Source organism: Psychromonas aquatilis (assembly GCF_038155185.1).
GTDB classification, from domain to species: Bacteria; Pseudomonadota; Gammaproteobacteria; order Enterobacterales; family Psychromonadaceae; genus Psychromonas; species Psychromonas aquatilis.
Window position 1 is genome coordinate 1 of sequence record NZ_JBAKAZ010000074.1, and the last position, 10,156, is coordinate 10,156.

Annotated in this window: 6 protein-coding genes; 2 read left to right on the forward strand and 4 right to left on the reverse strand. The window is 39.1% G+C overall.

The genetic code is table 11. The features are described from left to right. Nucleotides 1-248: hypothetical protein (locus tag V6256_RS13750; protein WP_341598801.1), on the forward strand; the 248-nt coding region annotated here is incomplete at its 5' end. 231 nt (nt 249-479) lie between these two features. On the opposite strand, the gene V6256_RS13755 is transcribed toward V6256_RS13750, so the two are convergent. From V6256_RS13755 to nirB, 4 genes are all read right to left on the reverse strand, one after another. Further along, complete coding sequence (locus V6256_RS13755; RefSeq protein ID WP_341598802.1) at nt 480-2,234, reverse strand: bifunctional protein-serine/threonine kinase/phosphatase; 1,755 nt, start codon at nt 2,232-2,234, stop codon at nt 480-482. 39 nt (nt 2,235-2,273) lie between these two features. After that, nucleotides 2,274-3,746, reverse strand: coding sequence for a NarK family nitrate/nitrite MFS transporter (locus V6256_RS13760; RefSeq protein WP_341598803.1), 1,473 nt, complete (start codon nt 3,744-3,746; stop codon nt 2,274-2,276). An 87-nt stretch (nt 3,747-3,833) separates the two neighbouring features. Then, the gene (gene nirD, locus V6256_RS13765; protein WP_341598804.1) at nt 3,834-4,184 is read right to left on the reverse strand and encodes a nitrite reductase small subunit NirD; all 351 of its coding nucleotides are present in this window, start codon (nt 4,182-4,184) and stop codon (nt 3,834-3,836) included. Between the two features lie 11 nt (nt 4,185-4,195). After that, nucleotides 4,196-6,721, reverse strand: coding sequence for a nitrite reductase large subunit NirB (nirB, locus tag V6256_RS13770; protein ID WP_341598805.1), 2,526 nt, complete (start codon nt 6,719-6,721; stop codon nt 4,196-4,198). A 429-nt stretch (nt 6,722-7,150) separates the two neighbouring features. Between nirB and V6256_RS13775 the strand changes: the two genes are divergently transcribed. Further along, complete coding sequence (locus V6256_RS13775; protein ID WP_341598806.1) at nt 7,151-9,877, forward strand: molybdopterin-dependent oxidoreductase; 2,727 nt, start codon at nt 7,151-7,153, stop codon at nt 9,875-9,877. Nucleotides 9,878-10,156: the final 279 nt, after the last annotated feature.

Below are 10,156 nucleotides of genomic sequence, written 5' to 3' on the forward strand. Positions count from 1 at the left end.
CTTCAGCCTCCCTTGATAATGTAAATAATAAAAGAAATAACTTTGTAGTTACCTTATTGCATTTTTCTTCAATGAATTTTGTTATGGTTTTCTGGTTTGACGCAAGCAGGGAGACTGAAGTCACCGCCCCAAAAGATAGGTTACAAACCAGAAGGACTAAAGTCAACGCCCCGAAGACAGGCTACCAAACCAGGGAGACTGAAGTCACCGCCCCAGATATAGCTTTTGTTCTTTGTTGCATGCAATAAATAAAAGAAACACTTCACCAGTTACCTCGTAATGTTTTCTTCGATGAATTTTGTTTAATGCTTTCGATTTCACGCAAGCAGGGAGGCTGAAGCCACCGCCCCAAAAGATGGACTTTTTATTCTTTGTTGCGCGCAGGCAGGGAAGCTGAAATCACAGCCCCGAGATATAGTGCTTTTCCTCTTTGTTGCACGCAGGCTTAAAGACCAAAGTAACCATCCCGAAGGACTGGTTTACTTTGAGAGTAGTAGGAATAATTCTGCTAGGCTGATCATTACGAAGATTAGCGTCAGTGATTGCCAAAATTTTACTGGGTCTCTTTCCATTAATGAGGTTGTTGGCTCGCTGATCCCTTGTCTTTTCTTAACTGATATTAACTCACTGACAAACTCACTCATGCTGTTGTAGCGAAACTCAGGTTTGGGGTTTAGCGCAAACTGTAATATTTTATCAAGCTTAGGAGGTAGATCTGTTCGATACTGCTTAATCGGGCGATATTCCCATTTATATTGTCTTGCTTTATCTAAGGTATGAGCCGAGCTTTGTGCGTAAGGTAGTTCACCTGAAAGTAGTTCATAGGCAATAACTGCGATCGAAAATAAATCGGAGCGAGAAGAGCTTTGCCCTTCATTTAAATATTCAGGTGCAATGTAATTCACCGCGCCTAATGGTAATTCTTCTTGTTCTTTGGCGATTTCTTCTAAACCATTAACTCTCACGGTCCCAAAGTCGATCAGTTTAATGTCTCCGCTTTCTGAGATGATCAAGTTTTCTGGTTTTAAATCACGATGTACCATTCCTGCACGTTGCAATACACGTACTGCACTCACTGTCTTACTGATGATATCGCAAACGTCTTGATAGTCAGGTTGAGGGTTTTCTTTGATCCACTCTCTTAGTGAGATGCCTTCAACGTATTCACAAATATGGTAAAGAAAAGCAGATCCTTTGATGTTCTCAGCAATTGACATCACTAGCGGGTTATTAATTAATTGCCCGACCCACTGCTCTTTATAAAAATCTAATAGGTAGTTTTCATCTTCTTCGAAATTCAAAGAAGGCATTTTTAATACGACTTTACTTTGATCGCTTTTATTTGTCGCTAAATAGACATGACTACGCGTGCCTTGATGTAATATTTTATCGATATGGAAACAATCAATTTCATTACCCGGTTGTAATGCGGGTGGAATGGTTAATTTGCTTAAATGAGTGAATAATTCACTTAAGTCAGCGTTTGGTAATGCTGTTACCTGTACTAGCAAGCAACTGATATTATCGCTGCTTCCCTTTGCTAATGCATCATCACAAATCGTTTGAGCTACTTCTTCAAATTCTTTAGTGGTGCTTTTGAGTGTAAACCCTTGTAGATAATTGGTTAGCATCTCATGATCTAAATAATCATGTACCCCATCACTGGTCAACATAAATAAGTCGCCGACTTCAAGTGGCGTTTGTTGATAATCAATGTCGAGATGACTGTCCATTCCTAGTGCACGTGTTAAAACTGTACTTTTATTGTAAGTTGTTCGGCTATGGTCACGTGATAACTGTTCGAGATGGTTGTTTTTATAACGGTAAATACGACTGTCACCGATATGTATAAGGTGTGCTGTGGTCGATTTTAAGACTAGGCTACTGAAGGTAGTGATCAAACCGTTATGGCGTACATCTTCTTGGTTATGTTGAAATAACCAACTATTTAATGAACTGAGTACTTTACTTGCTGATTGTTTTACATCCCAACTATTATTGGTGCTGTAATAATCATTAATGAATTGCGTTACGCTTGTATGGCTAGCTTGTTGCCCTTTATTGCTGCAGCTTACGCCATCAGCAACACAGGCAACAATACCTTTATTATTTCTTTCTGAACGTAGATAAGGGTCTTTTACTGCAAAAGCATCTTGATTAACTTCTCGGTTCCCCGCGGTAGAGTAACCACCAAGACATACTTTTAAGGTTTTTTTTGATTGACCCTTATCCATTTCAGCTTTCCACTTTTTTACTATTTAAAAGGTATTGGTTTAGTGTGCACTTACATCAATCATCGTCACACTACCATCTTCATTTACTTCTGCGATTTTCCCTTTTGGTTCACTCATAAACAATAATGTTACAAGACCAATAAAGGCTGTTACCGCAATCACGTAGAAGAAAGTTTGGTAGCTAACAAAAGATAAGATAGTTAAATATACAACAGCACCAACGTTACCGTAAGCACCTGTCATACCTGCAATTTGACCTGTCATACGACGTTTAATCAATGGTACGGTTGCAAATACAGCTCCTTCACCTGCTTGTACGAAGAAAGAACATAACATTGCAGCCGCTACTGCGATCCATAATGTCCAACCACCGTCAATTTGAGCCATTAATAAGTAACCTAACGCTAAACCTGCGGTTAAGATAATTAAGGTAGATTTACGACCAAATTTATCTGATAACCACCCGCCACCAGGACGTGATGCTAAGTTCATAAAGGCATAAGCAGAAGCCACCATACCCGCAACAACCGGTGTTAATTCAAATGTTTCTAAGAAGAATAATGGCAACATTGATACCACAGCTAGCTCAGAACCAAATGTCGCAAAGTATAGGATATTTAATACTGCAACTTGTTTAAATTTGTACTGGTGAAGCTCAGGTACTGGCGTAGTAAAGATTGATTTATTTACTTTCCATACTTGTGACCACTCATATAGATATAAAGCAATTAGGATTGCGTAAATAAAGTAACAAACACCATCTGAAATCATATCAATATTAGAAGGAGATAGTTTCCATGTTAACAGCGCTAATGCTGCATACATTGGCACTTTCATCACTAACAATAGGAAGAAGTCACCTTTTGATGTTACTTCCATTGCTGTTAAGTTAGCAGGTTTAAAGTATGTAGAGCCCTTTGGTGTATCAGTAATGTTAGCGTAAAAGATAAAACCAAATACTAAGCTTAGTAGGCCAGTTACGACCATTGCATAACGCCATCCGTCATCACCACCAAAAAGTAATGCAATTGTCGGTAACGTAAATGCTGCAGCAGCACTACCAAAGTTACCCCAACCACCGTAGATACCTTCAGCTGTTCCTAATTCATTATGCGGGAACCATTCAGATACTAAACGGATACCAATAACAAAACCTGCACCAATGAAACCTAATGCAAAACGCGAAATAGCCGCTTGCATAAAGTTATCAGAAAAAGCAAAGGTAAAACATGGGATTGAACAAAGGATTAATAATGCAGAGTAAATAATTCGAGGGCCGTATTTATCGGTTAATGAACCGATAATAACACGAGCAGGAATGGTAATGGCTACGTTAAGGATCAGTAGTGTTTTTACTTCTTCCGTGGTTAAACCTAGTGTTTCTTTTACCGATTGTAATAATGGCGCAAAGTTAAACCAAACAGCAAATGTAATAAAAAATGCCATCCAGCTTAGGTGTAATGTTTTCATCTTCCCTTGGAAAGAGAAAATGTTAAATGAATCTTTATTCATAGATATCCCGTCTATTTATTGATAAGAGTAAGTTACTTTAAGGTGCCAACATCCGCTGTACTTAAAGTAACTTGTTATTGCTCGTATTTAGCTTGCTTCTTTCAGCTGTACTTGATCATTTGCTACGCGTACATCAAAGGTTTTTAATTGATGCTCTTCAGAATCTAAACATTCACCTGTTTGTAGATTGAAACGTTGTTTATAAAGCGGAGAGGCAACATAAACAGTGTCTTCTGTTGATCCCATAAGACCTCTTGATAGCACGTTGGCTTGACCAAAAGGGTCAAAGTTAGCAATCGCATAAACATTGTTACTTTGAGTGCATAAAAATAGCGCTACTTGTTGATCGTTAAACAATGCACAAACGCCTGCGTTTGGTGTTAAGTCATTTACTGGGCAAATATCTGTCCATGTTGTGTTCGTTGATTGAGCTTCCATGTTATCTCCTATTAAGCTAATTCAGTAATTTCAATTTCTTTGGCTAAAGGGAAACGTTGCCCTCTAACTACTTTATAAGTCAAACCAGAATCTTGTTCTTGGCTGTTAATAAAGTGTTTGAAACGTTTGAGTTTTTCAGGATTCTCAATGGTCGTTTTCCACTCACACTGGTAGTTATCGACATTGCTTTGCATCTCTTTTTCTAACTCAGCATTAATATTTAATGAATCGTTAATCACAACATCTCGTAAGTACTCGATGCCCCCTTCTAAATTCTCTAGCCATACTGATGTACGTTGTAAACGGTCTGCAGTGCGGATATAGAACATGTAGATGCGGTCAATGTAAGTACGTAGAAGTTCATCAGTTAAATCAGAGGCAAACAGGTCACCATGACGAGGACGCATACCACCGTTACCACCGAAGTATAAGTTCCAACCGCCTTCTGTTGCGATTAAACCAAAGTCTTTACCCTGTGCTTCTGCACACTCTCGCGTACAACCAGACACACCAAATTTCACTTTATGTGGTGAACGTAAGCCTTTGTAACGATTCTCTAAATCAATCGCGAAACCAATACTGTTTTTCACACCGTAACGACACCAAGTGTTACCTACACAAGCTTTAACTGTACGTAATGATTTACCGTAAGCGTGGCCGGTTTCAAAACCTGCATCCACCAGCTTTTTCCAAATAGTTGGTAACTGATGTAATTGCGCACCAAATAGATCGACACGAGCACCACCAGTAACTTTGGTGTAGAGGTTAAATTCTTTAGCAACTTCACCAATCACAATTAAGCCATCAGGCGTTACTTCGCCACCCGGCATACGAGGAACAACTGAGTAAGTACCATCTTTCTGCATGTTACCTAGGTAGTTATCATTAGTATCTTGTAAGCCAACATGCGCGTCTTCTAATACATATTCGTTCCAGTAAGAGGCAAGAATACTTGCAACTGCCGGCTTACAAATTTCACAACCAAGACCTGACCCACATTCAGCCAGTAATGCTGAGAAAGTTTTAATTCTTTTCACGCGAATGATATCTGCCAATTCTTGACGGGAATATGCAAAATGCTCACAGATATCTGTATTAACTTCAAAGCCTAAGTTAGCAAGTTCGCTATCTAGTACTTGTTTAGCCAGTGCAGTACAACCTCCACAACCGGTTGCCGCTTTTGTACAACTTTTTAGCTCAGCCATACTGCTACAACCTGAAGCAACGGCTTCTTTGATATCGCCCTTAGAGACATCAAAACATGAACAAATAGCAGCAGTATCAGGTAGTGCATCAACACCGACACCAACAGATTCTTCGCCATCTGCCGCTGGTAAAATAAGAACACTTGGGTTCGCTGGTAAATCCATATCGTTTAGTTTTAATTGCAGTAATGTGCCATAGGCATCTACATCACCAACTAATACCGCGCCGACCATTTTTTTGCCATCAGCTGAAACGATTAAACGTTTGTATACTTGCTCTATTTCATCGTGGTAAGTATAAGATTGGGCGCCCGGCGTTGTACCGTGAACTTCACCAATACTTGCTACATCAACACCAAGTAGTTTTAATTTGGTACTCATGTCAGCACCAGTAAATTCTGTTTCATGATCGCCGTGCATATGTGCCGCAGCAACCTTCGCCATTTGATAACCAGGGGCAACTAAACCAAAAATAAAGTTTTCCCATAATGCACATTCACCAATTGCGTAAACATCTTCAACATTTGTTTCACAATGGTTATTGATCACGATACCGCCACGCTCACCGATCGCAATACCAGAAGAACGTGCTAACTCATCTTGTGGGCGAATACCTGCAGAGAAGATAATCATATCGGTCTCTAAAAAAGAGCCATCGGCAAAATTCATGCGGTAACGACAATTTTCACCATCAACGATTTCTGTTGTCGCTTTTTCAGTGTGTACATGTACACCTAGGTCTTCAATTTTACGTTTTAATAATGCACCGCCGCCATCATCAAGCTGAACAGCCATTAGCCGTGGTGCAAATTCTACGATATGTGTTTCAACACCTAAGTTCACTAAGGCGTTACCTGCTTCTAAACCTAGTAGACCACCACCAATAACAACACCCACTTTACTGCTTTCGCCTGATTTAGTGATTGCCTCTAAATCGTCGATAGTACGATAAACATGACAGTGTTCTTGATCATTACCTGGAATTGGGGGAACAAACGGATAAGAACCCGTTGCAAGCACTAGTTTATCGTAACCTTCAACGCGACCGCTTGCGGTGATTACGTTACGATTTTCAAAATCAAGGTCAACGACTTTGTCGTTAAGCACAAATTTAATGCCATTTTCTTCATAATAAGCAGCATCGGTTAATGCTAAATCATCGGCAGTTTTACCAGAGAAGAAGTAACTTAGTTGTACTCGGTCGTATGCAAGACGAGATTCTTCTGAAAAAGTAATAACTTCATAGTTAGAGTTTTCATTACCGATAATTGTATCAATAAATTTATGCCCAACCATGCCGTTACCGACTACAACAATGCGCTGTTTACTCATAATAATTGTCCTTTGTAATTAACATTATCTACTTATCGTCCGTATAAGTGACTTGCGATACTCTTTGCAAAAGTGAGACCAACAAATTAAAAAAGTTAAATAACATCATAAATTCAACAACTTAAATAAAAAATGCACCAAGAGGTGGCTATAATTTTGTTTTTTATAGATTTGAATTGTTAACAAAATGTGACAAATTGGTGCAAAATGAATCGATTTGGTGCGATACGGATTGATTTGGTGCGAAAACAATTATTATCTTTATTGATATTTCCCCAAGAATGTTCTTTTTAAACATATAAGTCATTGATTTATAAAATCAAATTTATAGCTTATGAAAACCATCAGTCATTTACTTTAACTTGGTCTAGTCTTTGCTCTATTTAAGTAGCCTATATATATGGATATTGATAATTAAAGAGAAACAAAATGACTCAAACAAGAAATGCATGGACTAAATCTACTTGTGCTTATTGCGGTGTTGGCTGTGGTATAGAAGCACAAATCAAAGCAGATGGAGAATTAAGTATTCGTGGAGATCAATCCCATCCTGCTAACTTTGGTAACCTTTGCTCAAAGGGCCTAGCTTTAGGTGAAACAGTAAGCCATCAAGGCCGTTTACTGCACCCAAGTATTGACGGTATTGAACAAAGTTGGCCCACTGCATTGGATCATGTTGCGACACAGTTTTCAAAAACAATTGAAGAGTTTGGTCCGGAGTCAGTAGCTTTCTATGTTTCAGGGCAATTATTAACTGAAGATTATTACGTGGCGAATAAGCTAATGAAAGGATTCATTGGTAGTGGCAATATTGATACAAATTCTCGCTTATGTATGTCCTCATCCGTTGCTGGGCATAAACGTGCTTTCGGTACGGATACGGTACCTGGTTGTTATGAAGATTTTGATACTGCTGAAATGGTGATCATCACGGGTTCAAATTTAGCTTGGTGCCACCCTATTTTATTCCAACGTTTGAAAAAACAAAAAGAGCAACGAGACAATTTGTTTATCGTTGTGATTGACCCGCGTGAAACAGATACCTGTTCTATTGCAGATTTACATTTAGCCATTAACCCAGAAACTGACGTACAGCTTTTTAATGGGTTATTAAGCTACCTTGTTGAGCATAAAAAAATAGACCAACAATATATCGATGCGCATAGTGAAGGCTTTGCAAGCGCTTTAGCATCTGCTCAAAAAGATGCTTCATCACTAGAGCAAATGGCATCAGCGTTAGGTATCAATCAAGATGATTTAAGCTCATTCTATGCGCACTTTGCTAACACAGAAAAGACCCTCACTATTTACTCCCAAGGTGTTAACCAATCAATGCAAGGCAGTAATAAGGTTAATAGTATTATTAACTGTCATATTGCAACGGGGCGTATTGGCAAGCCGGGTATGGGACCTTTCTCAATTACTGGTCAACCTAATGCGATGGGCGGTCGTGAAGTCGGTGGGTTATCGAATACCTTAGCAGCACATATGGAATTTGGTGATCAACAAGCACATCAAGCCATCAGTGATTTTTGGCAGACAGATAATTTAGCGACAAAGCCAGGTTTAAAAGCGGTAGATCTGTTTGATGCAATGCATGATGGAAAAATCAAAGCGGTTTGGATTATTGCAACCAACCCAGTGGTTAGTCTTCCAAATAGTAATAAGATTATCGCAGCATTACAAAAATGCCCTTTAGTGGTGGTGTCGGATTGTATTGAAAATACAGCCACTGCTGAATATGCTGATGTATTGTTACCTGCTCAAGGCTGGAGTGAAAAGTCAGGAACAGTAACCAATTCTGAACGTCGTATTTCTCGACAACGCCGCTTATTACCAAGTCCTGGTGTTGCTAAAGCTGATTGGTGGATCATAAGTGAAGTGGCTAAACGCATGGGCTTTAAAGAAGCCTTTGACTATTTGCATGAAGGAGAGATCTTCACTGAGTTTGCAAAAATGACCACGCTAAATAATGAGGATGGACAGGCTCGTGACCTTAATTTAATTGGCTTAACACAACTAGATGGGAAGGGTTATAGTCGCCTTAAACCACAACAATGGCCGGTCACTGAGTTACAAACTGAGACCGTACAGCAACGTTTTTTTGCTAATAAACAATTCTTTACTCCTTCTAAAAAAGTACAATTTATTGCTGTCTCTATTGATGCTAAAAAACAGATCAGCGAAAAAACACAATCAAATTATCCGATGATTCTAAATAGTGGCCGTATTCGAGATCAGTGGCATACGATGACTCGTACCGGATTATCAAGTCGATTAGGTGCGCATATTACAGAGCCGTTTGTGGCTATTCACCCAGATGATGCTGTGCCTTTAGATATTAAAGAGCATAACCTTGTGGTCGTTAAGAATGATAAAGGCAGTATGTTAGTACGTGCCCTGCTCACTAAACAACAAGCTCCGGGACAATTATTTACACCGATTCATTGGAATAAACAAACAGCTAAAAGCGCTAATGTTTGTAATCTTGCGAATGATGATACTGACCCTTTATCTGGACAACCTGCTTTAAAATCATCACAAGTTAATATCGATAAATGGGAATACCAGAGTGAAGGGATGTTATTAACACGCGAACCTTTGGATCTTGATTTATTTGATTATTGGGTGAAACAGAAGGTTGAACAAGGGTATTTATACCGCATTGCAGATAGCCGCACTTCGATAGAATTAGCGAGCACGTTACATAGCTTATTAAACAATAAGCAAGGTAAAACACTGCAGTTTTCAAGCACAGATGAAACTCAACAAATGATTCACCGCTATGCCTTTGTACAAGATCAGCAATTAAATAATGCCTATATCACTTCTGAAGAGTTAACCACACAATCATTAGATTGGCTGCAAAGTGTGTTGGATATGCCATTAGATGGCTCTATCGAACAAACGTTAATTTCAGGTGTTGTACAGGGTAAACTCGCGCAAGGTAAAATCATTTGTGCTTGTAAACAAGTAGGCATTAATACTATTAATGAAGCGATTACCGAGCAAAACTGTCACTCTTTAGATTTGATCAAGGATTGCACAACAGCAGGTACAGGTTGTGGCAGTTGTTTACCTGAGATTGCTACGATTTTAGAGGAGAAGCTGGAAGTGACAACGCAACGTATTGAAGTTGAGGAGTTTGTAGCTTAGCAGCAGCTCTACTTTTATTTAGACGAATATTTCGCCTATAGCTTTAAGCGTTGCTTTAGTTCAGGCGAAGAGCTTACCCTTCTTCTTTTACTGGGGGCGGTGACTTTGGTCTCCTGCTACATCAAAATCAAAAACCAAAATAAAATTCAAGTAGGTTAATGATTTTTCATTTGCTATTAGCTCGTCTGTGCTCGTTTTATCTTTTTAATATTTATTAACGATTGGTTTCGCCTTGTCGGCGATCTTCTTTCTCTTGTCAGAAGAGAAAGAAGCAAAGAG

Coding starts and splice junctions, on each gene's coding strand:
- V6256_RS13755 (WP_341598802.1), bottom strand. CDS start 2,234: ATGGATAAGGGTCAATCAAAAAAAACCTTAAAAGTATGTCTTGGTGGT.
- nirB (WP_341598805.1), bottom strand. CDS start 6,721: ATGAGTAAACAGCGCATTGTTGTAGTCGGTAACGGCATGGTTGGGCAT.
- V6256_RS13760 (WP_341598803.1), bottom strand. CDS start 3,746: ATGAATAAAGATTCATTTAACATTTTCTCTTTCCAAGGGAAGATGAAA.
- V6256_RS13775 (WP_341598806.1), top strand. CDS start 7,151: ATGACTCAAACAAGAAATGCATGGACTAAATCTACTTGTGCTTATTGC.
- nirD (WP_341598804.1), bottom strand. CDS start 4,184: ATGGAAGCTCAATCAACGAACACAACATGGACAGATATTTGCCCAGTA.